The organism is Georgenia wutianyii, assembly GCF_006349365.1.
In the GTDB taxonomy this organism is placed as follows: domain Bacteria; phylum Actinomycetota; class Actinomycetes; order Actinomycetales; family Actinomycetaceae; genus Oceanitalea; species Oceanitalea wutianyii.
In genome coordinates, this window is the sequence record NZ_CP040899.1 from 3200041 (window position 1) to 3224156 (window position 24116).

Consider the following 24116-nt stretch of genomic DNA (forward strand, 5'->3'; position numbering starts at 1 on the left):
CCCGACGGTAGGAAGCGCAGGTGACCACCGAGCGGGCGCCCGGTGAACGCAGGATGAACAGCGCGTGAGGGTTCGGTCACTCGCGGCGCTCAGCTGTCGAGCCGCCCCCGGACGATGCTGTCGCCGCTGTGCGCCGGGTCCCCGTCGAACGGCTCGCGGGACACGTCGACGACGGCGAGGTCGTCAAGGTCCAGCCCTGGTGGGAGGTCGAAGGTGCCCTCGTCACCGACGAGCAGCCCGACGCTGACGAGCCGCTGGACCGACTCGTCCAGCAGCCAGACCTCGCGGTAGCCGTCCTGGGGATCGCCGGGGAGCTCGACGTGGAGCACGCGCCGCCCGTCGACGTCCTCGACGCGGGCGGTGCCGGTCTCGTCCCACCCGGGGAGCGGCTCGAGCTGGGCGGTGGCGAGGGCCTCGGGCTCCTCGGAGCGTTCGGGGAGCTGGGTGACCAACAGGGTGCCGGCCACGCCGGCGGCCAGGCCGGCGGCGAGCCAGCCGGCGCGCGACCAGCGGGAGCGCCGCGGCTCACGGCGCCCGGGCGGGCGGGTGCGGTCGCGACGGCGGCCGGCGGGGACGCGGGGTGGGACGAGCGGCTCGTCCCGCTCGGGGCCCGCCTCGGGCGCGCCGGCCTCGGGGGTGCCTGCGTCGGGCGCGCCGTCGTCGGGCGCGCCGTCGTCGACGCCCTGGGCCGCGATCTCCTCGGCGATCCTGTCCCACACGTGTGCCGGCGGCGCCTGCAGCGGGGAGCCGGCCCGGCCGGCCGTCACCATGTCGCTGAGCGCCGCGAGCTCCTCCCGGCACTGCGCGCACTCGCGCAGGTGCTCGGCGGCGGCGGCGTCCGGCTCGGCCTCTCCCAGGGCGACGAGGGAGAGGGTGTCGTCGTCAACGTGACGCATGGCGTCCCTCCTCCATCCTCGTTCGCATGCGGCGCAGGCCGCGGGTGATGTGCGACTTCACCGTGCCGAGCGGCAGGTCCATTCTCTCCGCGATCTCGGTGTGGGTGAGGTGCTCGAAGAACGCGAGCTCGAGCACGTCCTGCTGCGGCGGACCGAGGTCGGACAGCGCCTGCGCGACGAGCACCTGGTCGACGATCTCCTCGGTGCGGTCCGGCTCGCCCAGCTCGGGGGCCTCCCCCAGCGCCCCCCGGTCCCGGAAGCGGCGCCGGTGGGCCTCGGCGACGGCGTTGCGCGTGATCCCGGCGAGCCAGGCCCCGATGGGGGCACGCTCCGGGTCGAAGCGGTGGCGCGAGCGCCAGGCGTTGACGAACACCTGCTGGGTGACGTCCTCGGCGTCGGCGGTGTTGCGCAGGGCGCGCAGCGCCAGGCTGTAGACCATCGCCGAGTACTGCTCGTACACGTGGCGCACGGCGTCCGGGGTGCCGTCGCGAAAACGGACACCGAGCACCTCGGGTTCCGTCATCGCCACCTCAGTCGCCACGTCGCGCCGCCTATGAGGTGACCAATGTAGCGGTGACCACGGTGTTGTCGGTGTAGCTCTGCACGTCGTCCTGCCAGACGCCGTCGCAGGTGATGAGGACGAGCCGGTGCTCCCCGTCCCGCCGGAAGTAGTCGGACAGGTCGATGGTCGACTTGGGGATGAGCCGGGCGGACTCGACGACGTACCGCAGCACCTGTCCGTCCTCCCGGGTGACCTCGATGGCGTCGCCCGGCTCGAGCTCGACGAGGTCGCGCAGCGGGCCGTAGGGGGTGATGAAGGAGCCGGAGTGGGCCGCGAGCACCGCCGCGCCCTCGTCGGCGCCCACCGAGGGACCGAAGCGGTACCAGCCGGCGCGGGCCGCGTCCTCGGGGATCTCCATCTGCCCGTCGGGGGCGACCGCGACCGGGTCGACGGGAAGGTCGGCGTCGAGGGCCGGCACGGTCACCCGGACCGGTGGGCTCTGCGTCTCGACCTCGGGGAGCCCCGCCGCCGACCGGAGGGGCACGTCCGGGGCGGCGGGGCTCGGCGGGGCGCCCGAGGAGGTGGGTGGCTCGGCGGGCGCCCCGGTGCCCGGGCCGGCGGGGGCTCCCACCGCCGGTCCGGGCTGCTCGGGCTCCCCGCCGTCCACGCCGCACCCGGCGAGGACGAGCAGCGCGGTAGCCGCTGCGGCTGCGAGGAGGCGGTTCATGTCAGGCCCGGTTACGGACGAGACGACGGGTACCGAGGGCGGCGACGAGGAGCAGCGCCGCACTGCCGGCGACGATCGCACCGGCGGGGACGCCGGGCTCGTCCACCGGGACCAGACCCGTCGGGACGCCGGCGGGCGCGGAGTGCAGGCCGCTGATGGTCTGGGTGGCGACGTCGAGGGTGCCGTCCTCCAGGCTGCCCCATGCGTAGACGATGGTCTTGGAGCCTTCCTCGACCGGGACGTCCACCGGGCCGAGGACGGCCTCCGTGGTGCCGGTCGCGGCGATGGAGGCGGGCACGGTGGCGGCGGCCAGGTCGAGGACCTGCTCCGAGCCGTTGGCGAGGTTGCTGATGACGGCCTGGTCACCCGCGAGGATGTCGACCTCGGGGGCGGCCGCCGTGTGCCGGACGGCGAGCCGGCCCTCACCGGCGGCCGTCGTGGACGTGTCGTTGGTGAAGAAGGAGACGGTGGGCGCCCCGTCGGCGTCGAGGTGGGCGACGGCGGTGTAGTTGCCGCCGGACTCGAGGTCGAGGTCGATCGGGCCGAGGACGGGTGCACTGTCGTCCGCTGCGTCGGCGGCGGTGATCGCCACGGTGTAGGTGCCGGCGGGCAGCTCGAGCGGGCCGGCGAGGGTGGCGGGCTCGAAGTCGTCGAGCGTGTTCTCCCCGTTGACGTACACGTCGACGGTGAGGTCCGGGACCCCGTGCAGCACGGACAGCTGCGCGACGTCGCTGGTGGTGGCGGTGGCCGGGACGGCGAGCGCGAGGAGCGCGAGGCCGGCTGCGGAGCCGATCGCTGCGCGTCGGACGGCGGTGGTTCCCATGGTGGTCCTCCTGGTGTGGTTGGTCTGACACCAGGTATTCGTCGGCCCACCCCTCCGCGGATGCACCTGACCGGAGATTTCTTCTTTTCCGGTCTCGGCGCGGTCCCCGCCCGGGGGTCAGGTGGCGGCCAGGGCCTCCGTGTGGGACGGCGCGCGGTGCTTCTCGAGGGCGACGACGACGGCCGCCCGGCCAGGACGCCGTCCGACGTGGACGACGAGCATCTCCGAGGTCTTGAGCCACGGGTCGGCCTCGGGCACCTGCTTCATGATCCGGTAGGGCGTGTTGACCGCGACCTCGTCCATCATCGTCGGCAGCACCGGCCGGTGGGTGCAGATGGCGACGCCGGGGGCGCGCTGGCGGGACTCCTCGCGGATGAGCTGGCGTGCCTTCTTCGGCTTGGCCTTGTGGGCGTCCTCGGTGATCTCCGGGTGCATCTCGATCTCCACCCCGATGGCCGCCGCGTAGGGGGCCACGGTGTCGACGCAACGCCGCCACGGGCTGGAGAGCACCCGGTCCACCCCGTAGGCGGAGAAGAGCGGGACGAGCCCGCGGGCCTGGGCCTCCCCGACGCTGGTGAGCGGGCGGGTGGACTCCCCGCCCTTCCACGCCGTGCGCTTGCGGGCCCGCGCGTGGCGGGTGATGAGCAGGGCGTAGGTGTCGAGCCGCTCGTCCTTCCACTGGTCGATGAGCGCGCCGAGCGGCTCATGGTCCCGGGCGTGGGTGAGGAGCTTGGCGGCGTCCTTGACCCCGACCCATCGCGACTCGTCGATCTCCTCGGTGCTCGCGGGCGGGACGTGCGGGCGGGCGCGCACCGACAGGTCGCCCTCCGGGGCGGGGCGCGCGGCCCAGAAGTGGACCTCCTTGCGCGCGTCCCCGGCCAGCTTGTAGGAGATCTTCGGCAACGGCTGGCCGAGGACGACGGCCACGCCCGTCTCCTCCGCGGTCTCCCGGACGGCGCACGCGGCGAGGCTCTCCCCCTCCTCGAGCTTGCCCTTGGGCCAGGACCAGTCGTCGTACCGCGGACGGTGGACGAGGAGGACCTCGAGCCTGTTGCGCTCGTCCAGCCGCCAGACGATCGTGCCGGCCGCCAGGACCGTGCGGGTCATCGCGTCGCCGCCACGCGCCGGCGGGCGCGGGAGATGAGCAGCTGCTGGATGTCCTCCAGCGGCCGCCCGTCCTGCCCGAACTGGTGTCGCTCCCACGTGCCGTCGGGCAGCAGGTGCCAGGTCGACGTCGTCGGGGCGACGGCGCGGGCGAGGAGGTCGACGAGGAAGGAGATCTGGGTCGGCTCGACGATCTTCACCAGCACCTCGACCCGGCGGTCGAGGTTGCGGTGCATGAGGTCGGCGCTGCCGATCCACACGTCCGGCTGCTCCTCGTCCCCCGCGAACGCGTAGATGCGCGAGTGCTCGAGGAAGCGCCCGAGGATCGAGCGGACCCGGATGTTCTCGCTCAGGCCAGGGATCCCGGCGCGGATCGCGCAGATGCCGCGGACGACGACGTCGACCGGCACCCCGGCCTGGCTCGCCCGGTACAGCGCGTCGATCGTCGCCTCGTCGACGAGGGCGTTGGTCTTGATCCGGATCCACGCCTCGCGCCCCGCACGGTGCCCCGCGATCTCGCGCTCGATCCGCTCGACGAGGCCGGTGCGGATCGAGCGGGGCGCGACGAGCAGGCGGCGGAAGCGGGAGCGCGGCGCGTAGCCGGAGAGCTGGTTGAACAGGCGGGTGAGGTCCTGGCCGACGTCGGGGTCGCACGTCATGAGGCCGAAGTCCTCGTACCCGCGTGCCGTCTTCGGGTGGTAGTTGCCGGTGCCGACGTGGCAGTAGCGGCGCAGCCCGTCCTTCTCGTTGCGCACGACGAGGGAGAGCTTGCAGTGTGTCTTGAGCCCGACGATCCCGTAGACGACGTGGACGCCGGCCTGCTCGAGCTTGCGCGCCCAGGAGATGTTCGCCTGCTCGTCGAACCGGGCCTTGATCTCGACGATGGCGAGCACCTGCTTGCCCGCCTCCGCGGCGTCGATGAGGGAGTCGACGATCGGGGAGTCCCCGGAGGTGCGGTAGAGGGTCTGCTTGATCGCGAGGACCTGCGGGTCGGCGGCCGCCTGGGCGAGGAACTGCTGCACCGAGGTGGAGAACGAGTCGTAGGGGTGGTGCAGGAGGACGTCCTGGCGGCGGATCGAGGCGAAGATGTCGGAAGGCTGGGCGCTCTCCACCTCGGCCAGGCCCTGCGCCGTCACCGGGACGAACTTCGGGTACTTGAGGTCGGGGCGGTCCAGGCCGTGGATGACCTCGAGACCGGTGAGGTCGAGCGGCGAGGGCAGCTCGTAGACCTCGTGGTCGGCGACGCCGAGCTCGCGCACGAGCAGGTCGCGCACGTGCGGGCTGATCCCCTGGGCGAGCTCCAGGCGCACCGCGGGGCCGAAGCGCCGCCGCATGAGCTCCTTCTCCAGCGCCTTGAGGAGGTTCTCGGCGTCGTCCTCCTCGACCTCGAGGTCCTCGTTGCGGGTGACCCGGAAGGTGTGGTGCTCGACGACGTCCATCCCGGGGAAGAGGTAGTCCAGGTGGGCGCCGATGATCTCCTCGAGGGGGACGAAGGCGGTGCGCCCGGAGTCGCGGGTGGAGGTGTCCTCCGGCCTGCGCGGCGTGCCGGAGGCGTCCACCGCCATGAACCGCGGCAGCAGCGGCGGCACCTTGACCCGGGCGAAGTGCTCGTTGCCGGAGACCGTGTTGCGCACGACGACGGCGAGGTTGAGCGAGAGCCCGGAGATGTAGGGGAAGGGGTGGGCGGGGTCGACCGCGAGCGGGGTGAGGACCGGGAAGATCTGCTTGCGGAAGTAGCGGCGCAGCCGCTGCTGCTCGCTCTCCGACAGCTCGTCCCAGTGGAGGATGTCGATGCCCTCGGCGGCGAGCGCCGGCTGGATGTCCTCCGCGAACGTGCGGGCCTGCTCCTCCATGAGCTCGTGGGCGCGCACGCTGATGCCCTCGAGCACCTGGCGGGGGGTGAGGCCGGAGGCCGCCGGGACGGCGAGGCCGGTGGCGATGCGGCGCTTGAGACCGGCGACGCGGACCATGAAGAACTCGTCGAGGTTCGAGGCGAAGATCGACAGGAACCAGGCGCGCTCGAGCAGCGGCTGGGTGGTGTCCTGCGCCTGCTCGAGGACCCGCTGGTTGAAGGCCAGCCAGCTGAGCTCGCGGTCGGCGAAGCGGCCGTCGGGCAGCGGGACGTCGAGCGGGTCGAGGTTCCCGTCGACGCGGGCCCCGTCGGCGAGCTCCGCGGCGTCCTCGGCGACCTCCTCCGCCGGGGTCGCGGTCCCGGTCAGGGCGACGGCATCGGCGCCGTTGCGCTCGTCGTGGCGCACCTCCCCCTCGGTGGCCTCGGTGGCCTCCGCGGCGGACGTGGTGGAGACGTCGGAGTCAGGCATGGGGCATATGCTCCCACCTCATCGGGCGTACTGGACGTCGAGCGCGGAACGGTCGAACCCGGCCCGCCGGTACGTGCGGATCGCCGGGGTGTTGTCGCCCTCGACGTAGAGGGTCGCGCGGCGCAGGCCGCGCCGCCGCATCTCCCCCAGCGCGACGGCGGTGAGCCGCCCGCCGAGTCCGCGCCCCTGGGCGTGGGGGGCGACGCCGAGCGCGTAGATCTCCGCGTCCGGCCCCTCGGGCTTGACCCACATGGAGGCGAGCAGTGCCTGCGGCCGGCCCGGCTCGTGGGCGAGCCACAGGAGGGTCGGGTCGAACCAGTCCTCCTGCTCGCGCAGGCGCAGGTCCTCGGCCGTCATCCGGCCCTGCTCCGGGTGGGAGGCGAACGCGGCGGCGTTGAGGGCGACCCAGGCGTCCTCGTCCTGCCCGACGACGAAGGTCCGGACCTCCGCGTCGTCGCCCGTGGCGGGCGGCTCGGCGTCGCCGGGGCCGAGGTCGCGGACCATCTGCCACAGCTCCCGGGTGACGCGCAGCCGGGCGGAACGGGCGAGCGCCTGCGCGCCCGGGAGGTCGCCGTGGGCCCACAGCGCGACGTCGGGGGCCGCGGCGAGCACGGTGTCGAGCAGCCGGCGGCCCAGGCCCCGGCGCCGGTGGTCGGGGTGGACGCACAGCTCGCCGCTCACGCCGTCCTCGACGGCGTAGCCGAGGAGGGTGTCCCCCTCGGCGAGCCAGTGGTGGCGGTGGCCGGCGGAGCCGTGGCGCACGGCGAGGGTGCTCTCCTCGTTGAGGGGGGCGACGCCGTCGGCGGCGGTGACCTCCGCGGCGAGGCGGAGGACGGCGTCGGGGGTGGCGGGGCCGGTGAGGCCCGTCCCGTGGACGGGCGCCACTAGTCGAGCCGTCCCGCGCGCCACAGCTCGGCGGCACCCTCGAGCTCCTCGGCGGTGCGCAGCAGCGCGGAGGCGCGCCGGGTCAGCGCCCCGGCGAGGTCGTCGTCGCTCACCCAGTCGGCGTCCAGGGCCGAGCCGGTCGCCACGACGCGGAAGAACGCGGCGGCGCGGTCGAGCGCGACGTCGAGGTCCCCCTCGTAGATCCCGGCGAGGACGGCGTCGGCCAGGTCGGCGACGTCGGCGGGTCCGGGCGGTTCGACGACGCCGGCGATGACCCCGGCGACCTCGGCCCGGTGGCGGCCGAGGGTGAAGCGCTCGGCGATCGTGATGGGGTCCGCGCGGACCCACTCGCGCATGAGGTAGAGCCGCCACAGCGCCCCGGGGAGGGTGGTGGGCGGGCTCTGGGCCCACAGCTCGGCGATGGTGTCGAGGCCCTCGGTGTCGACGAGGGCGACGAGACGGGCGAGGAGGGCCGGGTCCTCGGAGCCCGCGCGGCCGCGCTGGACGAGGACCGCGGCGGTCGTGTGGGCTGCCTGCGAGCGCAGCGCCGGGTCGACGTCACCGACGATCCGCTCGGCGGTCTGCGCGTCGAGCATGGCGGGGCGACGGGGCTTGCGGTCCACGGCTCCTCCTCTCCGGCGCTCGCGACGGTCGGTGCACTACCCGCTCGATGCTACGAGATGGCACCCGGCCGTGCTGTGCCGGGAGGCACGTGCGCGCCCGCCCGCGGCGCGATGGCGTTCTCGTGCTCGTCAGGGCACTGCGGGGCCGCCGACGCCCGCGGTCAGGCGCCGGCTCGGTCCAGGGGCCGGCTCAGTCGAGGCGTCCCGCCCGGGCCCGGGCGGCGGCGTCGTCGAGCTCTGCGGCGGTCGCGGTAAGTGCGCCCGTCCGGCCCGTCACCGGCGCGGCCGCCTCCTCGTCGTGCGTCCGCCAGCCCGGGTCGCTCCCGGTGCCGGCGGCGAGGACGCGGAGGAAGGCGGCGGCCTCCTCGAGGAGGCCGGCCAGCTCGGTCTCGTCCGTCCCGGAGAAGAGCTGGGAGAGCCGCTCCCCGAGCACCGTGGGCGCGGGCGCCACGACGGCGTCGCGGGGGTTCTCGACGTCGTCCTCACGGAGCTCGACGGGCGTGGTGTGCTCGGTGCCGCCGCGAAAGCGCGTCGCGATGGTCTCGGGGTCGCGCTCGAGCCAGGCGCGCAGGAGGTAGAGGCGCCACAGCGCACCGGGCAGGGTGCTCGCGGGGCTGCGGGACCACAGGCCGGCGATCTCGTCCAGGCCCTCGGCGTCGATGATCCGACCGACGCGCTCGGCGAGCGGCTCGTCCCCGGCGAGGTGGCTCGGTCCGAAGACCACCGCGTTCGCCGTGGCGTGGGCCGCCTCGGAGGCGAGGGCCGGGTCCGAGTCGCCCCAGATCAGCTCGGCCTCCGCGGGATCGAGGATGGCGGGCCTGCGTGGCCGATCGCGACCGTCCATGTGCTCTTCCCCTCCCCCGGCTCACGCCGGCGTCGTCGTGTCCTCCGATTCTTGCGCAGGCGGAGGCCAGGCGGTGGGCCCAAAGGCACGCGTCGCGCGGGAGACCGGCTCAGCTGGCCTTGCGCAGCGCGAAGCCGATGCCGTCCGGGCCGGTCGAGGCGTCGAGGGTGTGCGCCTCGAGCAGCGGGGAGGCGGCCTCCTCGACGAAGACGCGAGCGCCGTCCTCCTCGATCACCTCGTCGCTGCTCTCCGGCTCCGGGCACAGGCTGAGCTCGACCTGGTCCGCGTCGGGGGTGAGGGTGATTCGCACGCCCCCGGTGTCGGGCAGGCCGGACTGGGAGGTGATCCCGGTGATCGCGGCCTTCGCGTTGTCGGTGAGGTGGAGCATGGCGTGGTTCCCCCGGTCTGGTGGCGGTGCCGCGCGTGGGGATCGGGCCGCACCTCGTCACTCTCTACGGTGAGCAACGATCGGGGAGTCCGCAACTCGGCAAACCCCGTCCGCGGGCGCGACGCGGCGGGCGCACACCCGGACGCAGTAGCCTGCAGGTCCGGGCCTCTAGCTCAATGGGCAGAGCAGCGGACTTTTAATCCGTAGGTTGTGGGTTCGAGTCCCACGGGGCCCACCGCCCACGACGACGCCCCGCGGTCACCCCGTCCTCGCGCCCCCGCGTGCGCCGCCCGCGCCCCCGCGCCCGAGGTCGCACCTCTCGATCAGCGTCCTGCCGAGATCTCCGCAGACCGCTGATCGGAAGGTGCGACCTCGGCGGGGGTGGCGGGGACGGCTGGGGCCCGGCGTGGGCCGACCGGAACACCGGCCAGCCGATCTCGGTGCGCCAGGCGGCCGGGTCGGGGGTGTCCCGCGGGCCGACGAGGTAGGTCCCGCGCACCGGCCGGCGACGGCCGACGCGTTGGTCACCACCCACGCGCCCGTCGGTGACGTCGATGCCGTCGTGCGGGCCGGGGTGGTCGGCGACGGCGAGCTCGCCATCACCCCGTGAGCCGCGCCGCGGACCCCCGCCGGGTGGCGAGGGCCCGCGGGGACTCGTACCGTCGTGCGCCACACCGGCGAGCGCCGTCGGCGTCGACACGAGGAGGCACGATGGGATTCCTGCGCAAGGCAATCCGTGGAGGGATCGCAGTCAAGGCGGCCCAGGTCATTGCGCGCGAGGCGCAGAAGCCGGAGAACCAGCGCAGGGCCAAGGAGCTGTACACCAAGGTCCGCGACCGCCGGAAGAGCCCGCCCGCCCGCTGACCGGGAGTAGCCGGGCGCCGGTAGAAGTCCGCTCTCGCGCGAAAGTCCGCTCTCGCGCGGAAGTCGGCTCTCGCGCGGAAGTCGGCTCTCGCGCAGATACAGTTCCGCCCCCGCGAGGAGACTCGCGGGGGCGGAGCTGTCTGTGCGAGGTGGGGTCAGACGCTGCGGACCGTGGACGTCGCCCGGCGGCTGGGACGGCGACCGCCCTGCGCGCGAGCGCCGCCGGCCTGGCCGCGGGAGTCGACCGGGGCCTGGCCGGTGCTGGAGGAGTAGACCGAGCGGGAGCCCGCGCCGCCCTGGGGACGACCCGAGGACTGGCCCGCGCGGCCACGGCCGGCGGTGCGCTGCGGCGCGGAGGCCGACGTCGCCGGGCCCTGACCGCTGCCGGTGCTGCGACCACGGCCACCCCGGCGCTGTCCGCCACCTGCGGCCCGCTGGGGCTGCTGCGGGGCGCTCGGGACGGTCGCTGCGGCCTGCGCCGCGGAGACGACCTGCGCGCGCTCGCCGACGAGCTCGCTGATGAGCTTGTCGCCGGGGCGGACGCTCACCGGCTTCGCCGAGATCTTCGCCTGGCGGGTCAGCGTGCGCATGTCGCCGGTCTGCTCGGGGAGCATGATCGTCACGACGTCGCCGCCGGAGCCCGCGCGGGCCGTACGGCCGGAGCGGTGGAGGTAGGCCTTGTGCTCGGCCGGCGGGTCGACGTGGACGACGAGCTCGACGTCGTCGACGTGGATCCCGCGCGCGGCGATGTCGGTGGCGACGAGCACGCGGACCGCGCCGGAGGAGAACGCCGCGAGGTTGCGCTCACGGGCCGGCTGGGTGAGGTTGCCGTGGAGGTCGACGGCGGGCACACCGGCCGTCGTCAGCTGCTTGGCGAGCCGCTTGGCCTGGTGCTTGGTGCGCGTGAACAGCACCCGGCGGCCGGTCCCGGAGGCGAGCTCCTGGACGATGTCCTTCTTGTCGTCCGCGCCGGAGACGGCGAGGACGTGGTGGGTCATCGCCGCGACGGGCGACTCCGCGCTGTCCACCGCGTGGTGCAGCGGGTTGGTGAGGTAGCGCTTGACGAGGACGTCGACGCCGTTGTCCAGCGTCGCGGAGAAGAGCATCCGCTGACCGACGCGCGGCGTGCGGTCCATGATCCGCTTGACGCCGGGCAGGAAGCCGAGGTCGGCCATGTGGTCCGCCTCGTCCAGGACGGTGATCTGGACGTCCTCGAGGGACAGCACGCCCTGCCCGAGGAGGTCCTCGAGGCGGCCGGGGCAGGCGATGACGATGTCGACGCCGGAGCGCAGCGCGTTGACCTGGCGGGTCTGGTTGACGCCGCCGAAGATCGTCGTGGTCACCAGGCCGAGCGACGTCGCGAGCGGCTCGACGACGGCGTTGACCTGGTTGGCGAGCTCGCGAGTCGGCACGAGGACGAGGCCGCTCGGGCGCTTGGAGACGCGGCGGCGGCCCGCGAGGCGGGTGACGAGCGGCAGGGCGAAGGCGAGGGTCTTGCCCGAGCCCGTGCGGCCCCGGCCGAGGACGTCGCGGCCACTCAGCGTGTCGGGGAGGGTCGCGGTCTGGATGGGGAACGGAGCCGTGATGCCGGTGTCGCTCAGGTGCTGGACGACGGGCGCGGGCAGGTCAAATGACGCGAAGGAAGTCAAGGGTGCCTTTCAGGGGCGGAGATCGGTCGGAGTTCGCCGTAACGGGATCCGCAGCGATGACCGCTGCATCGAACTCGACGACGCTGGGCTCGCGGATACGCGGTGCCCACCTCGCCAGTATGCCCTACTTCGCCGAACGGGGCGGGGCAAGCGCCGCCGAGTGACGCGCGCCGCACTGTCCCGGCCCCCGGCACGACGACGCCGGCCGGTCCTCCTCGGACCGGCCGGCGTCGTCTGTCAGTGCTCGCGCGTCAGCGTCGGGCACGTCCCTTGTTCGTGATGCCGAGGTAGATCGAGATGAAGAGGATCGAGACGACGATCGAGATCGCCCAGCGGATCCAGTCGATGCCCTCCGTGTCCTCCACGCCGAGCACTCCGCTCAGCCAGTAGCCGACGAGGGCTCCGGCGACGCCGAGGATGATCGTCCACAGGATGCCGAGATTCTGGTCGCCCTTCATGAACAGCCGTGCAAGCGCGCCGATGACGGCTCCGAAGATGATGAGGCCGATGATCTCCATCGCATTCCTTCCTTTCACCGGCGCCCGGGTCGGCGCCGCGTGGGTCGCCGGAATGGTGGCACGGCCCGGGAGGGCCCGCATCCGGGACGGCGTCAGGTGCGCACGATGTCGACGGCGAGCGCCCGGTGGTCCGAGACCGCGAGCCGGAGAGCGCTCGCCTCACCGGCCGGCGCGAGCCCGGGACCGGCGAGGACGTGGTCGAGCTGACGGGAGGGTCGCCAGGCGGGGAAGGTGTCGGCCCGGGCGATCGGGGTGAGGCCGGCGGCCCGGGCGGCGTCGTCGGGGCCGAGGTTGAGGTCGCCGAGGAGCAGGTGGGGGCCGGGCAGGGTGCGCAGCGCCCGCACGGACTCGGCGAGCTGGCGGCGGGCGGTGGGCGGGTCGGTGGACAGGTGGGTGCACCCCACCGTGAGCGGGCCGTCGGGGGCCTGGACGACGGCGGCGAGCAGCACCCGCGGCGCGTCGACCCGCACCCGCACCCAGGGCGCGGCGCCGGTCCGCGAGACGCGCACCGGGCCGGGTCGCAGGGGCCGCACGTGCCACGAGACCACCGGCCAGCGGCTGAGGAGGGCCACCCCGTAGCCGGCACCGCCGGGCACGTGCGCCGGGACGGGACGGCGGCGCAGCCCACGCACCGAGCCGCCGAACGCGGCGGCGAACCGGTGCCGGCGGAACCCGAGCGTCTCGGCGAGCACGGCGGTCTGGTCGACGCGGCCGCTGCGGGCCTGCCCCTTGTCGACCTCCTGGAGTGCGAGCACGTCACCGGGGACGTCCCGGACCGCGGCAGCCAGGCGCTGGGCGGACCGGGCGTCCCCGGTGAGCGGCTCACCGTGCTGGAGGTTGAAGGTCACGACCAGCACGGGTCGGACCTCAGCTCTCCTCGAACGTGAGGGCCACGGAGTTCATGCAGTAACGGTCCCCGGTGGGGGTCTGGGGCGCGTCGTCGAAGACGTGCCCCAGGTGCGAGCCGCAGCGGGCGCAGCGGACCTCGGTGCGGACCATGCCGAGGGAGCGGTCCTCGAGGAGGGTGACCGCGTCGGACTCGGCCGGGGAGTAGAAGCTCGGCCACCCGCAGTGGGCGTCGAACTTCGCCGTCGAGCGGAAGAGCTCGGCGCCGCAGCCGCGGCAGCGGTAGACGCCCTCCCTGTCCTCGTGGAGCAGCTCACCGGTGCCCGGCCGCTCGGTCCCCGCCTCGCGCAGGACGTGGTACTCCTTCGGGGAGAGGCGCTCGCGCCACTCCTCATCGCTCAGCGCCACGGTGAACGCCACGCGCTGGTTGTCGGTACTCATGGGCTCCATCTTGCGCCTGACCCCGCCGGTAGTCACGTCAGTCCGCTCGGCCGGTCGTGAACGAGCTGCTTGCCGAAGTGGTGGGTGACGTACGGGTTGTCCTCGAAACGGTCGACGGGCTCGTACCCGGCGCTCACGTAGAGCCCGCACGCCTCGACGAGGGACTCGTTGACGCCGAGGAGCACACGCCGCGCCCCCAGGGAGCGCGCCCGGTTCTCCAGCCGCTCGAGGAGGAACTTGCCCAGGCCCCGGCCGCGGACGTCCGGCCGCAGCCACATGCGCCTGATCTCCACGACCCCCGGCTCGAGCACGTGGACCGCACCGAACCCGACGACCTCCCCGCTGCCGACCTCGCTCACGAGCATGAAGTCGCCCTGCGGCGGGGTGACCTCGGCGGGGTCGCCGGGGATGCCGAGCGCGGGGTCGGTGTGGGTCTGCAGGCGGTCGGTGAGCTCGTCGAGGTAGGCGCGCACCGCGAGGGCCGCGGCATCGCTGCCCGCCTGCCCCTCGAGGATGCGCACCGGGGGCGCCGCTGACGAGTCGTGGCGCCGAGCCGCTCCGTCCATCGCCACAGTGTGCACCGTTGTCCTGCGCCTTGTCCTCCCCGGTCCTACGCTCGTCGGCATGGAGCAGCAGACCGGCACGCACCGGCCCAAGCTCTGCGTGCTCACGCCCACGCCGCTGCTCATGGTCGAGATCGAGCCGGGCCAGGACGACGGCTACCCGCAGAACGCCGACATCCACCTCCACCCCGGCGGGCAGGGGCTGTGGATCGCCCGGATGGCCAGCTCGCTGGGCGCCGAGGTCACCGTCTGTGGCCCGTTCGGCGGGGAGGCGGGCGCCGTCCTCCTCCACATGCTCGCCGAGGAGCACCTCAACGTCCGCGGCGTCCCGTACAACGCGGGCAACGGCGCCTACGTCCACGACCGGCGCGGCGGGCACCGCCAGTCCCTGGCGCACATGGTGCCGCCGCAGCTCACCCGCCACGAGCTCGACGACCTGTACGGCACCGTCCTCGTCGAGGCGCTCGAGGCGGACGTCCTCATCCTCGCCGGCGCCGAGCCGGACCGGGTGCTGCCGCCGCGGTTCCTCGCCCGGCTCGTGCGCGACGTGCGCAGCGTCGACAAGCTGATCGTCGCGGACCTCTCCGGGGAGGCGGCGAAGGCCGCGGCGGCCGAGGGCCCCACCGTGCTCAAGATGAGCCACGAGGAGCTGCGAGACGCCGGCCTCGCCGCGGACGACTCGGTGGAGGAGCTCCAGCGCGCGGGCCGCCGGCTGGTGGCCCAGGGCGTCGAGGCGATGCTCATCTCGCGGGCGGGTGAACCGACGCTGCTCGTCACGGCGGACTCCTCCCGCCTCCTCGTCGGTCCGGTCGTCACGCCGCTGGACCACCAGGGTGCGGGCGACTCGATGACGGCGGGCGTGGCGGTGGCCCTGGGCCGCGGCGCGAGCGTCGCCGATGCCGCCCGGCTGGGCGCCGCGGCCGGCGCCCTCAACGTCACCCGCCGCGGGCTGGGCACGGGTCGCCGGGAGCAGATCGAGCGCTTCGCCGGCCGGATCGGCATCGAGGACGTCGTCGAGACCGCGGCGGACGTCCCGGGCGGGGGGTGAACATGCGCGTCCTCATCACGAACGACGACGGCATCGCCTCCCCGGGGCTCGTCGTGCTCGCGGAGGTCGCGCTCGCGGCGGGCGCCGAGGTGCTCGTCGCGGCCCCGCACCGGCAGTACTCCGGGGCGAGCGCCTCCCTCACCGCGCAGGAGGTGGGCGGCCGGCTCGCGCTCGTCGACGAGCGGCCCCCCGGTCTGCCTCCCGAGGTCGCCTCGCTCGGGGTGAAGGCGGCGCCCGCGCTCATCTCCTTCGTCGCCGCCTACGGCGCCTTCGGCCCGCGGCCGGACTACGTGCTGTCCGGGGTCAACCTCGGCGCGAACACCGGCCGGGCGACCCTCCACTCCGGGACCGTCGGTGCGGCGCTGTCGGCGGCCACCCAGGGCATCCCGGCGCTCGCCGTGTCCATCGCCTCACCGGAGCCGCAGCACTGGGCCACCGCTCGGCTCGTCGCCGAGCACGCCTTCGCCTGGCTGCTGTCCCGGCCCGACGACGAGGAGCGCGTCCTCAACGTCAACGTCCCGGACATCCCGGTGGACCAGCTCCGGGGCCTGCGCCCGGCCTACCTCGCGAGCTTCGGCGCCGTGCAGGCGCGGGTCCGGGAGAAGGGCCACGGGTACGTCCAGCTCACCTACTCGGGCGTCGACGCGGAGGAGGAGCCGGGCTCGGACCACGACCTGCTCCTCCGCGGCTGGGCCACCGCGTCCCTGCTCACCTCGCCGCACGACGACCCCGGGGAGACCGAGCTGCCGAGCTTCGAGGGCGACGGCGACGAGCGGCCCACGGTGGACGTCAGCTCCGGCACGGTCATGAGCTCGGGTGACGACCGCCCTTCGGGTGAGATCGAGGCGGACTGACTAGTCCTCCTCGACGTCCTCCTCGACGTCCTCCTCCTGCGTCGCCTTGCTCCGGCGGGAGCCGATGACGGCGGCGACGAGCCCGACGAGCGCACCAACGAGGCCGCCGATGACCCCTCCGCGCAGCATGCTCGCCCAGACGTTGTCCGCGTCCGGCCCGACGACGTCGGGAGTGGGCAGCTCGATGAGCCCGTGGCCGGTGAAGACGGTCCAGGCCATCGCGGCGACCGTGAGCGTGACCGCGCCGAAGACGAGGACGACGGTCCCCGCCCGCTCGCGCAGGGAGACCCGGCCGACGAGCTCGTTGACGTCGACGCCGCGCCGCTTGGCGTAGAACATCGTGCCCCAGCTGGGGACCGCGGCGGCGACGAGGAGCACGGCGGGCAGGGCGAGCGTGCCGAGCACCGCGGCGACGACGGCGGCCACGAGGCTGGCGACCATCCCGACGGTCATCCCGAAGGTCGCCGACTCCATGAAGACGGCACGCTCGCGCTCGTCGCCGTAGACGGGACTGTCGAGGGCCATCACGCGGTCCAGCGCGCGGTCGACCCGTCCGTTGCTCCTGCGTGTCATCGTCCTGCCTCTTCTCCGTCGTCGGGCTCGATGAACAGCTGCTCCACCGTCGCCCCGAGCGCGCGGGCGATCCGCAGCGCGAGGTAGACCGACGGCGCGTAGTCCCCCTGCTCGACGGCGATGACCGTCTGCCGGCTCACGCCGACCGTCGCGGCCAGCTCGGCCTGCGTCAGCCGCAGCTCGCGGCGGCGGAGCCGGACGGGGTTGTCCGTGCCGCTCACGGCGGCGCTGCGGGGAACCATGGATCTGATGTTAAGGATCCCTGACATCCAATGTCAACCCTCCTTGACACCCACCCCCACCCCTCCCCACCTCTGGGACGCCCCCTGGCGCCCGCGGACACCCACGACAACCGCCCCGCCACCCGCAGAAGGGCGTCCCAGAGGGGAATCAGTCGTGCAGGCGCCGCTCGGTGTCCTTGTGGCCGCGCGGCTCGAGCTGGAGCGTGGAGTGCTCGACGTCGAAGTGCCCCTCGAGGCAGTGCTGGAGCGCGTCGAGGACGACGCAGAAGCGCGCCGGGTCGAGCACGTCGTCCTCCACGACGACGTGGGCCGAGACGACGGGGACGCCGGAGGTGATGGTCCACGCGTGCAGGTCGTGGACGGTGACGACGCCCTCGACCTCGCACATGTGCTCGCGCACCGTCGTGAGGGACATGTCCTCCGGGGCCCCCTCGAGCAGCACCCGGGCGACGTCGCGCAGGAGCAGCGTGGCCCTGGGGATGATGAACAGCCCGATGCCGATCGAGGCGAGCGCGTCGATCGGCGTCCAGCCGGTGAGCACGATGACGACGGCGGAGACGATGACGGCGACGGAGCCGAGGAGGTCGCCGAACACCTCGAGATAGGCGCCGCGGACGTTGAGGCTCTCCTCGCGCCCACCGCTGAGCAGCCACAGCGACAGGAGGTTGGCCACCAGGCCGACGGCGCCGATGACGAGCATGAGGGTCGGGTCGACCTCCCGCTCCGCGCCCAGGCGGCCCACGCCCTCGACGATGACGACGACACCGACGACGAGGAGGATGGCGCCGTTGACGAGCGCGGCGAGGATCTCGGCACGCTGCCAGCCGAAGGTCCATCGGCCGCGGGCGGGCCGGGAGGCGAGCCAGGTGGCGGCGAGGGCGAGACCGAGCGCCGCCGTGTCGGAGAGCATGTGGCCGGCGTCGGCGAGGAGCGCGAGGGAGCCGGAGAGCCAGCCGCCGACCGCCTCGGCGACCATGACGCCCGCGGTGACGGCGAACGCCGCGAGCAGCCGGGACCGGTGGGCGGCCGCCGCGGTGTGGTGGTGACCGTGGGACATCTCAGGCCCAGCCGAGCTCGTGGAGCCGCTCGTCGTCGATGCCGAAGTGGTGGGCGATCTCGTGGACCACGGTGACCGCGACCTCCTCGACGACCTCCTCGACGCTCTCGCACATGCGCAGCGTGGGGCCGCGGAAGATGGTGATCCGGTCCGGCAGGGAGCCGGCGGCCCACCACGAGTCGCGCTCGGTGAGCGGGGTCCCCTCGTACAGGCCGAGGAGGTCGGGGTCGCCGGCGTCCGCAGGCGGCTCGTCCTCGACGAGGACGACGACGTTGTCCATCTGGGCGGTGAGCTCCGGGGGCACGAGGTCCAGCCCGTCGCTCACGGCCTCCTCGAACTCCGCCCGGGACATCTCGACCATGCCCCCATCATCGCCCATCGCCCGCACCGCGGACGTGCCGCAGACCACACTCACGCGTTTTGCTCAGCGAGCACTTCTCCCCCTATGCTTATGGAGGTCTTGGGGCGCCTCGGCGTCACGGGCGTCCTTACCGGGCCCCCATCGTCTAGCGGCCTAGGACCCCGCCCTTTCACGGCGGTAGCACGGGTTCGAATCCCGTTGGGGGTACGAACCACACAACTGAAGTACAGCAGCACAGCACGACAGCCTCACCACTCGAGGCCCCGTAGCGCAGTTGGTTAGCGCGCCGCCCTGTCACGGCGGAGGTCGCGGGTTCAAGTCCCGTCGGGGTCGCTGCGGAAGGCCCGGTCAGATCGCTGGCCGGGCCTTCGCAATCCAGGCTCTGTAGCTCAGTTGGTAGAGCGTTCGACTGAAAATCGAAAGGTCACCGGATCGACGCCGGTCGGAGCCACCGTCGAAAGCCCCCGGAGGGTCACCTCCGGGGGCTTCGTCGTTGCCGGGTCCTGGGGCGGCGAGCACTCCGGGCCACGGACGGGAGGAGCCCCGCAGCAGTCGCTGCGGGGCTCCGTCCGTCGTGCGGGTCCTACGGGGTGCGGCGCAGACCGATGGTGTCCTCGCCGTCACCGTCCCAGTCGCCCACGTAGACCTCGTCACCGAGGCGTCCGTAGGCCATGACGGTGTCCGCCGGGCCACCGGTGAGGGAGTTCTTCACGTGGAAGACGATCCCTCGACGCACGGCGAGGGTGTCCTCGCCGTCGCCGTCCCAGTCGCCGGCGTAGACCTCGTCGGTCGCCCGCCCGTAGACGAGCACGGTGTCGGCCTTGCCGCCGGTGAGGGAGTCCTTCACGTGGTACTCCGCGCCCCGGCGCACCGCGAAGGTGTCGGTGCCGTTGCCGTCCCAGTCGCCGACGAGGACGTCGTCGCCGGGCCGTCCGTAGACGAGCTCGACGTCGGCCTTGCCACCGGTGAGGGAGTTCTTCACGTGGTAGACGTTCCCGCGACGCACGGCCAGGGTGTCGGTGCCGTCACCGTCCCAGTCGCCGACGAGGACGACGTCCCCGGGGCGGCCGTAGGTGAACACGGACTGCGCCGGGCCACCGGCGGGCCGGTTGTTCACGTGGAAGGTCGCACCGCGGCGGACCGTGATGGAGTCACGGCCGTCGCCGTCCCAGTCGCCGATGAGCACCTCGTCCGTCCAGCGGCCGTAGACGAAGGCGTGGTCGGCCGACCCGCCCTCCCAGCCGTTGGTGAGGAAGAAGCCGTACTGCGGCTGGGGCTGCGGCTGCGGCTGCGGCATCGTGACGGTCACCGGCACCTGGATGGTGGTCCCGCTGGGAGCGGCGACCAGCTCGAGCGAGTACTGCCCGGCGAAGCCTGCCGGGACGGTGAAGACCACCGTCGCCGCGCCGTCGGTGACGGCCGCGGTCCCCAGGGCGGTGCGCTGTCCGCCGGCTCCCACGAGGGAGACGGTCAGCTCGGTGTTGGCCGGGCTGCCCTTGGAGGTGAGGTCGAGGCGGGACACCTCGAAGGAGACGGCCTGGCCGGGCTCCAGCTGCGAGGGCAGCGGGTCGATGACCGTCGCCCGGCGGGCGAAGTCCGGCGACAGGGGCGAGGCCTCCCGGAGGTAGCCGATCCACGCGTCGCGGTCGATGAGGCCGGTCTGCTGGACGTCGGTGGCGCCCTTGAAGACGGAGAAGTTGTCACCGCCCTGCGCGAGGAAGGAGAACGTCCCGATGCGGTAGTCCGCCTCGAGGTCGAGCGGCTCGCCGTCGACCGTCACCGAGGTGATCCGCTCACCGCGCGGCGCCGCCGGGTCCATCGTGTAGGACACGTTGTCCGACAGCCCGAGGTGGAGGAAGGACCGCGAGGAGCCGTCCGGCTGCCACTGCTGCTCGAGCATCTGCTTGACCTGCTCGCCGGAGAGCGTCACCGTCCACAGGTCGTTGAGGAACGGCAGGACGGCGTTGGCCTCCGCGAACGTGACCTCACCGTCCGCCTCGGCCCCGGTGGACGTGTAGAGCAGCTCGGCCCGCAGGCCGCCGGGGTTGACGACGCCGATCTGGGCGCCGCCGCGGTGGTCCTCGCTCAGCGTCTCGCGCAGGGCGTCGGCCACGAGGTTGCCCAGCGTGGACTCCGCCGCGCGGTCGTCGCGTGCACCGGCGGCGGTGTACGCCGTCGTGATGTCGGCGGTCACCGAGCCCACGACCTCGCGGCCCTTCTCGTCGGCCACCGCGAGCGCGGCGTCGAGGATGGTCTTGACCTCCGCGACACGCGGGTAGGCCGCCACGAGCTCTGCCACCGGCGCGGTGGACGCGGGGACGTTGCGGTGGTCGTAGTCGACGACGTCGCCCGTCTCGGCGTCCACGGTGAGGACCACCTGGGAGACGAACTCCCCGTAGCTCTCACCCTGGATGACCGGGCGGGACTCCCCGTCGACGCCGGGCACCGGGCCGTCCCAGGCGTAGACCTTGTGGGTGTGGCCGTTGAAGATGGCGTCGACCTTCGCGCTCGTGTCGTTGACGATCCGGTCGAAGATCTCGCTGGTCGCCACCTCCTCCTCGAGGGTGGAGGTGCTCTCGAAGCCCGCGCCCTCGTGGTAGGCGGCGACGATGACGTCGGCCTCGCCGTTGGTGGCGTTGCCGTCGGTGAGCTCGGCCGCGACGCGGTTGACCGCCTCGACCGGGTCACCGAACTCGAGGTCGGCGATCCCGCCGGGGCTGACGAGCGTCGGAGTCTCCTCGGTCACCGCGCCGATGACGGCGACGGTGAGGCCCTGGACCTCGACCGTCTCGTAGGCGTCCAGGGCGGGCGCGCCGGTGTCGGCGAAGGTGACGTTGGCGCCGAGGTGGGAGAAGTCCGCCCAGTCGCTCACCTGTCCGGTGAGGTTGTCGTACCCGCCGTCGAACTCGTGGTTGCCCACGGCCGAGGTGAGGAGGTCGAGCGCGTTGAGGATCTCGACGGTCGGCCGGTCCTCCTGGAGGGAGGAGGTGAACAGCGAGGCGCCGATGTTGTCGCCGGAGGAGAAGAGGACGGTGTTCTCCTCACCCTCCTCGGCGCGCAGCCGCTCGATGGTCCCCGCGAAGCCGAGCGTGTCGTTCGTCGTGACACCGTCGGCGGTCACGTCCGCGAACAGCCGGCCGTGGAAGTCGTTGAACGCGAGGAGGTTGATGTCGACCGTCGGCCGGTCCTCGACGAGGTCGATGCCGACGAGGATCGGGTCGTGGTCGCTCGAGCGGTACGGCGAGGCGTCGTGGAAGTCCGTGACGTTGTAGTTGTGCCGGCTGTACTCGAAGGCGATGGACTCGTAGGAGTTGATGTTCCAGATGTCCGCGTCGGTGACGGCCTCGAAGGCCGCCGGGCTGGCCAGGACGTGGTCGAGGGAGCCGACCATCGAGCCGAAGGCGTAGGTCGACTTCTCCGTGAGCTCCTGGGCGACGTTCGTGTAGTCCTGCCCGTAGAGGACCTCGAGCGGGTCCTCCATCGTGTAGGAGTTGAAGTCGCCGACGAGGAAGACGAGGTCGGTCTGCGCCTCGCCCGCCACGGTGTCGGCGAAGGCGGCGAGCGCCTCGGCCTGGCGGACCCGGTCGGCGTTGGACGCCCCCTGGCCGTCGCCCTGGTCGGCGTTGACGCCGCTGCCCGAGCCCTTGGACTTGAAGTGGTTGTTGATGACGACGAACGTGTCGGCGTCGGGCTCGCCGACGAGGGCGAACTCCTGGGCCATCGGCTGGCGCGCGTTGGCGAACGCGTCGTTGCCGATGAGGATCGTCGTGTCACCGACCGGCTCGACCGAGGCCGTGCGGTAGATGAACGCGTTGCGGATGACGTCCTCCTCCGCCGGGAACGCGGCCGGTGAGGCGACGTAGCCCCACACGCCGTCGCCCGCGACGGCGTTGAGCGCCTCGACGAGCCCTGCGAGCGCGTGGTCGCGGTCGGCCGGCGCGTTGCCCGGGACGAAGGAGAAGGAGTTCTCGATCTCCTGGAGGGCGACGACGTCGGCGTCCAGCGCGTTGACCGCGGCGACGATCTTCTCGGTCTGGCGGGCGAGGTCGGCAGCGTCCCAGGCGCCGCGGACGTCGCAGTTGCGCGCCGTCGTCGGGTTGCCCGCGCGGTCGTTGTAGCCCTGGCAGGCGGGCTGCTCCTCGGCCCCGAGGTGGGTGAAGTAGTTGAGCACGTTGAAGGTGGCGAGCGTGACGTCGCCGCCGACCTCGGCCGGGGCCGCGGGCCGGGTGTCGGGCCAGGTGATCGGCTGGACGTCCGCCGCGTTGTCACCGGTCAGGCGCGTCTGCGGCTGGAGGTTCCAGGTGGCGTCCTCGTTGGCGACGGTGCGCCGGAAGTCGAGGACGACCGGGCGCTCGAAGTCCACCGGGGCGCCCACGCGGACGGGGTTGTCCGTCGTCAGGTAGGGCAGCGGGGTGTTGTGGTCGGCGAAGGAGAAGTTCGTCCAGTCGTGGCTCGCGCCGTCGTCCAGGCGGATCTCACGGTCGGCGTTCGCCGCGACGAGCTCGGTGTACTCGGTGGTGCGGGGCGCGACGACGTCGGTCGGCTGGCGCAGCGGCTCGGTGCCGGCGGCCAGGCCCACCCAGCCGAAACGGTTGGTGTTGTAGTTGTCGGTGACGGTGAAGTCCCCCTGCGGGGCGAGGAGCATGCTCTCGAAGGGCTCGCGCTCGGCGAGCGCGGGCAGCTCGATCGCCGCCGGGACGACCGGCTCGGCAGCCTCGTCGAGCACGGTGAAGGTCTGCGCGGTGAGCTGGGTGAGACCGAAGTACTCGCTCGCGGCGCCGGTGACCTCGACGTGGTCCCCGACCTTCACGGTGTTCGCGAAGGCGGTGCCGCCGCCGAAGACGAAGATCCCGTGGGAGGCGGTGTGCCCCTCGAGGTCCGCGCCGGTCCCCGGGGTCTGGATGAAGGCGCCGTTGAAGCCGCCCGTGGGGTAGACACCGGTGACGACGCCACGGGTGGCGACGACCTGGCCGGCGAGCGGCGTCGTGTCACCGGCACCCTGGATCTCGGCGATCGTCCGCATCTCGGGCGGGTCGGTCGGCTCGGGCTCGGGCTCGGGGGCCGGGGCCTCGGTGCCCGCGGCGTTGCGCGGCGTCGGTGCCGCCATCGTGAAGTCTGCGGAGTTGTCGTCCGTGTCGGCGCCCTCGGCCCGCTGCCACGACAGCGGGTCGGAGTTGCCACCCTGGTTCGCGGCCGGCGCCGTCTCGAACGTCGTCGCGGTGCCGGTACCGACGAGGTCGAGGATCGCGCCGTCGAGGTCACCGGTCGCGACGGGGCCCTGCGGGAGCGTCACCGGGGCGGTGCCGTCCACGAGGACGACGACGCCGTTCGACCCTTGCGGGTTCATCGTCGAGCGCACGTCCGGGCTGGGCAGCGCCTGACCGGTCGTGCCGTTCGAGGCACCCTCGACGAGGTAGTAGCCGCCCGGGGCGATCGTGCCCGAGAGCGGGACGACCGAGGTCGTCGCCGCTACCCCGGTGGCGGAGCGGTACTGCAGGGTCATGCCGTCGAGCGGGACCGCCTCCTCCGTCGGGTTGTACAGCTCGACGAACTTGTTGAGGTACGGCTGGTTCGCGCTGCCACCACGGGCGTACACCTCGTTGATGACGACGGCGGACCCGTCGGGTGCGGCGGCGGCGGGAGCCACGGCGAGGAGCGGGGAGAGGACGAGGGAGGCGATCCCGACCGCGGCGACACCCCCTCTGCTACGCATGGCGGACCTACGGGGGACTCGACTCACGGTTTCTCCTTCTCCGGCTGTGTCCGGGAGTGAAGGTGCGCGCGGCTGCGAGCGCACGGTGGAGGGGAAGGTCCGCTCATCATGTGGCACATGTCATGTGCGCGTCAAAGTCTCACAGAACGAGACGCGACCCGTTCATCTCGTCGTCACCTGGCGGCAACCTGGCCGCCGGGCGGCAGAATCGCGGAACGACGTGCACCCCGCGCGGTTGACCGCGATCATGGGCGTGCACGAGACCACGAGAGGC

General features: G+C 73.2%; 23 protein-coding genes and 4 tRNA genes. 7 read left to right on the plus strand and 20 right to left on the minus strand.

What is annotated here, in order from left to right:
• Positions 1 to 89: 89 nt before the first annotated feature.
• The 10 genes from FE251_RS14115 to FE251_RS14160 all read right to left on the minus strand — a co-directional run bounded on the left by FE251_RS14115 (position 90) and on the right by FE251_RS14160 (position 9113).
• Positions 90 to 896: an anti-sigma factor gene (locus FE251_RS14115; RefSeq protein ID WP_139949088.1), complete on the minus strand. Its 807-nt coding sequence runs from the start codon at positions 894 to 896 to the stop codon at positions 90 to 92.
• Positions 883 to 1419 carry an RNA polymerase sigma factor gene (locus tag FE251_RS14120; protein WP_139073344.1) on the minus strand — a complete coding sequence of 179 codons (537 nt, stop codon included), beginning with the start codon at positions 1417 to 1419 and terminating at the stop codon, positions 883 to 885. The genes FE251_RS14115 and FE251_RS14120 overlap by 14 nt, the downstream gene beginning before the upstream one ends.
• A gap of 28 nt (positions 1420 to 1447) precedes the next feature.
• Positions 1448 to 2125, minus strand: coding sequence for a class F sortase (locus FE251_RS14125; protein ID WP_139073343.1), 678 nt, complete (start codon positions 2123 to 2125; stop codon positions 1448 to 1450).
• Position 2126: 1 nt separating this feature from the next.
• Entirely contained in the window at positions 2127 to 2948 is an 822-nt protein-coding gene (locus FE251_RS14130; protein ID WP_139949089.1) for a DUF4397 domain-containing protein, read from the minus strand.
• A 117-nt stretch (positions 2949 to 3065) separates the two neighbouring features.
• A complete protein-coding gene (locus FE251_RS14135) occupies positions 3066 to 4055 on the minus strand; it encodes an NUDIX hydrolase (RefSeq protein WP_139073341.1) in 990 nt (329 codons plus the stop codon).
• Positions 4052 to 6373, minus strand: a complete 2322-nt coding sequence (locus FE251_RS14140; protein ID WP_139949090.1) for an RNA degradosome polyphosphate kinase — start codon at positions 6371 to 6373, stop codon at positions 4052 to 4054. The genes FE251_RS14135 and FE251_RS14140 overlap by 4 nt, the downstream gene beginning before the upstream one ends.
• Before the next feature lie 18 nt (positions 6374 to 6391).
• A complete protein-coding gene (gene mshD / locus FE251_RS14145; protein ID WP_139949091.1) occupies positions 6392 to 7258 on the minus strand; it encodes a mycothiol synthase in 867 nt (288 codons plus the stop codon).
• Complete coding sequence (locus FE251_RS14150) at positions 7258 to 7881, minus strand: hypothetical protein (protein ID WP_330998295.1); 624 nt, start codon at positions 7879 to 7881, stop codon at positions 7258 to 7260. The genes mshD and FE251_RS14150 overlap by 1 nt, the downstream gene beginning before the upstream one ends.
• Before the next feature lie 190 nt (positions 7882 to 8071).
• Positions 8072 to 8725 (minus strand): hypothetical protein, encoded by a 654-nt coding sequence (locus tag FE251_RS14155; RefSeq protein ID WP_139073338.1) that lies wholly within the window; start codon positions 8723 to 8725, stop codon positions 8072 to 8074.
• 109 nt (positions 8726 to 8834) lie between these two features.
• The gene (locus FE251_RS14160; RefSeq protein ID WP_139073337.1) at positions 8835 to 9113 is read right to left on the minus strand and encodes a hypothetical protein; all 279 of its coding nucleotides are present in this window, start codon (positions 9111 to 9113) and stop codon (positions 8835 to 8837) included.
• A 162-nt stretch (positions 9114 to 9275) separates the two neighbouring features.
• Between FE251_RS14160 and FE251_RS14165 the strand changes: the two genes are divergently transcribed.
• Together FE251_RS14165 and FE251_RS15585 are read left to right on the plus strand one after the other, a co-directional pair.
• Positions 9276 to 9348: transfer RNA gene (locus tag FE251_RS14165), tRNA-Lys, on the plus strand.
• Between the two features lie 476 nt (positions 9349 to 9824).
• The gene (locus FE251_RS15585) at positions 9825 to 9977 is read left to right on the plus strand and encodes a hypothetical protein (RefSeq protein WP_168202748.1); all 153 of its coding nucleotides are present in this window, start codon (positions 9825 to 9827) and stop codon (positions 9975 to 9977) included.
• Positions 9978 to 10132: 155 nt separating this feature from the next.
• On the opposite strand, the gene FE251_RS14170 is transcribed toward FE251_RS15585, so the two are convergent.
• The 5 genes from FE251_RS14170 to FE251_RS14190 form a co-directional block, all read right to left on the minus strand.
• Positions 10133 to 11626, minus strand: coding sequence for a DEAD/DEAH box helicase (locus tag FE251_RS14170; protein ID WP_139949092.1), 1494 nt, complete (start codon positions 11624 to 11626; stop codon positions 10133 to 10135).
• Between the two features lie 251 nt (positions 11627 to 11877).
• The gene (locus FE251_RS14175; RefSeq protein ID WP_139949093.1) at positions 11878 to 12144 is read right to left on the minus strand and encodes a GlsB/YeaQ/YmgE family stress response membrane protein; all 267 of its coding nucleotides are present in this window, start codon (positions 12142 to 12144) and stop codon (positions 11878 to 11880) included.
• Between the two features lie 92 nt (positions 12145 to 12236).
• A complete protein-coding gene (locus FE251_RS14180; RefSeq protein WP_139949094.1) occupies positions 12237 to 13001 on the minus strand; it encodes an endonuclease/exonuclease/phosphatase family protein in 765 nt (254 codons plus the stop codon).
• A 10-nt stretch (positions 13002 to 13011) separates the two neighbouring features.
• The gene (msrB, locus tag FE251_RS14185) at positions 13012 to 13440 is read right to left on the minus strand and encodes a peptide-methionine (R)-S-oxide reductase MsrB (RefSeq protein ID WP_139071984.1); all 429 of its coding nucleotides are present in this window, start codon (positions 13438 to 13440) and stop codon (positions 13012 to 13014) included.
• A gap of 23 nt (positions 13441 to 13463) precedes the next feature.
• Entirely contained in the window at positions 13464 to 13997 is a 534-nt protein-coding gene (locus FE251_RS14190) for a GNAT family N-acetyltransferase (RefSeq protein WP_168202749.1), read from the minus strand.
• 58 nt (positions 13998 to 14055) lie between these two features.
• Here FE251_RS14190 and FE251_RS14195 point away from each other — a divergent pair, with 58 nt between their 5' ends.
• Together FE251_RS14195 and surE are read left to right on the plus strand one after the other, a co-directional pair.
• Entirely contained in the window at positions 14056 to 15042 is a 987-nt protein-coding gene (locus FE251_RS14195) for a 1-phosphofructokinase family hexose kinase (RefSeq protein WP_139949095.1), read from the plus strand.
• A 2-nt stretch (positions 15043 to 15044) separates the two neighbouring features.
• Positions 15045 to 15896 (plus strand): 5'/3'-nucleotidase SurE, encoded by an 852-nt coding sequence (gene surE, locus FE251_RS14200; RefSeq protein ID WP_139949096.1) that lies wholly within the window; start codon positions 15045 to 15047, stop codon positions 15894 to 15896.
• Here surE and FE251_RS15590 read toward each other — a convergent pair whose 3' ends face one another.
• From FE251_RS15590 to FE251_RS14220, 4 genes are all read right to left on the minus strand, one after another.
• Positions 15897 to 16469 (minus strand): hypothetical protein, encoded by a 573-nt coding sequence (locus FE251_RS15590; RefSeq protein ID WP_168202750.1) that lies wholly within the window; start codon positions 16467 to 16469, stop codon positions 15897 to 15899.
• Positions 16466 to 16711 (minus strand): helix-turn-helix transcriptional regulator, encoded by a 246-nt coding sequence (locus FE251_RS14210; RefSeq protein WP_139949097.1) that lies wholly within the window; start codon positions 16709 to 16711, stop codon positions 16466 to 16468. The genes FE251_RS15590 and FE251_RS14210 overlap by 4 nt, the downstream gene beginning before the upstream one ends.
• A 148-nt stretch (positions 16712 to 16859) precedes the next feature.
• On the minus strand, positions 16860 to 17768 hold the full coding sequence (locus FE251_RS14215; protein WP_139949098.1) for a cation diffusion facilitator family transporter: 909 nt from the start codon (positions 17766 to 17768) through the stop codon (positions 16860 to 16862).
• Position 17769: 1 nt separating this feature from the next.
• On the minus strand, positions 17770 to 18129 hold the full coding sequence (locus FE251_RS14220; RefSeq protein WP_139949099.1) for a metallopeptidase family protein: 360 nt from the start codon (positions 18127 to 18129) through the stop codon (positions 17770 to 17772).
• Between the two features lie 134 nt (positions 18130 to 18263).
• Between FE251_RS14220 and FE251_RS14225 the strand changes: the two genes are divergently transcribed.
• The 3 genes from FE251_RS14225 to FE251_RS14235 all read left to right on the plus strand — a co-directional run bounded on the left by FE251_RS14225 (position 18264) and on the right by FE251_RS14235 (position 18580).
• Positions 18264 to 18336, plus strand: a tRNA-Glu gene (locus tag FE251_RS14225).
• A 52-nt stretch (positions 18337 to 18388) separates the two neighbouring features.
• Positions 18389 to 18462 (plus strand) — tRNA-Asp (locus FE251_RS14230).
• A 45-nt stretch (positions 18463 to 18507) separates the two neighbouring features.
• Positions 18508 to 18580: transfer RNA gene (locus tag FE251_RS14235), tRNA-Phe, on the plus strand.
• Between the two features lie 132 nt (positions 18581 to 18712).
• Here the strand turns inward: FE251_RS14235 and FE251_RS14240 are convergent.
• A complete protein-coding gene (locus tag FE251_RS14240) occupies positions 18713 to 23842 on the minus strand; it encodes an ExeM/NucH family extracellular endonuclease (protein ID WP_139949100.1) in 5130 nt (1709 codons plus the stop codon).
• Positions 23843 to 24116 lie beyond the last annotated feature (274 nt).

Coding starts and splice junctions, on each gene's coding strand:
- FE251_RS14120 (WP_139073344.1), bottom strand. CDS start 1,419: ATGACGGAACCCGAGGTGCTCGGTGTCCGTTTTCGCGACGGCACCCCG.
- FE251_RS14125 (WP_139073343.1), bottom strand. CDS start 2,125: ATGAACCGCCTCCTCGCAGCCGCAGCGGCTACCGCGCTGCTCGTCCTC.
- FE251_RS14210 (WP_139949097.1), bottom strand. CDS start 16,711: ATGGTTCCCCGCAGCGCCGCCGTGAGCGGCACGGACAACCCCGTCCGG.
- msrB (WP_139071984.1), bottom strand. CDS start 13,440: ATGGAGCCCATGAGTACCGACAACCAGCGCGTGGCGTTCACCGTGGCG.
- FE251_RS14155 (WP_139073338.1), bottom strand. CDS start 8,725: ATGGACGGTCGCGATCGGCCACGCAGGCCCGCCATCCTCGATCCCGCG.
- FE251_RS15590 (WP_168202750.1), bottom strand. CDS start 16,469: ATGACACGCAGGAGCAACGGACGGGTCGACCGCGCGCTGGACCGCGTG.
- FE251_RS14130 (WP_139949089.1), bottom strand. CDS start 2,948: ATGGGAACCACCGCCGTCCGACGCGCAGCGATCGGCTCCGCAGCCGGC.
- surE (WP_139949096.1), top strand. CDS start 15,045: ATGCGCGTCCTCATCACGAACGACGACGGCATCGCCTCCCCGGGGCTC.
- FE251_RS14220 (WP_139949099.1), bottom strand. CDS start 18,129: ATGGTCGAGATGTCCCGGGCGGAGTTCGAGGAGGCCGTGAGCGACGGG.
- FE251_RS14160 (WP_139073337.1), bottom strand. CDS start 9,113: ATGCTCCACCTCACCGACAACGCGAAGGCCGCGATCACCGGGATCACC.
- FE251_RS14135 (WP_139073341.1), bottom strand. CDS start 4,055: ATGACCCGCACGGTCCTGGCGGCCGGCACGATCGTCTGGCGGCTGGAC.
- FE251_RS14240 (WP_139949100.1), bottom strand. CDS start 23,842: ATGCGTAGCAGAGGGGGTGTCGCCGCGGTCGGGATCGCCTCCCTCGTC.
- FE251_RS14140 (WP_139949090.1), bottom strand. CDS start 6,373: ATGCCTGACTCCGACGTCTCCACCACGTCCGCCGCGGAGGCCACCGAG.
- FE251_RS14115 (WP_139949088.1), bottom strand. CDS start 896: ATGCGTCACGTTGACGACGACACCCTCTCCCTCGTCGCCCTGGGAGAG.
- FE251_RS14190 (WP_168202749.1), bottom strand. CDS start 13,997: ATGGACGGAGCGGCTCGGCGCCACGACTCGTCAGCGGCGCCCCCGGTG.
- FE251_RS14175 (WP_139949093.1), bottom strand. CDS start 12,144: ATGGAGATCATCGGCCTCATCATCTTCGGAGCCGTCATCGGCGCGCTT.
- FE251_RS14215 (WP_139949098.1), bottom strand. CDS start 17,768: ATGTCCCACGGTCACCACCACACCGCGGCGGCCGCCCACCGGTCCCGG.
- FE251_RS14195 (WP_139949095.1), top strand. CDS start 14,056: ATGGAGCAGCAGACCGGCACGCACCGGCCCAAGCTCTGCGTGCTCACG.
- FE251_RS15585 (WP_168202748.1), top strand. CDS start 9,825: ATGGGATTCCTGCGCAAGGCAATCCGTGGAGGGATCGCAGTCAAGGCG.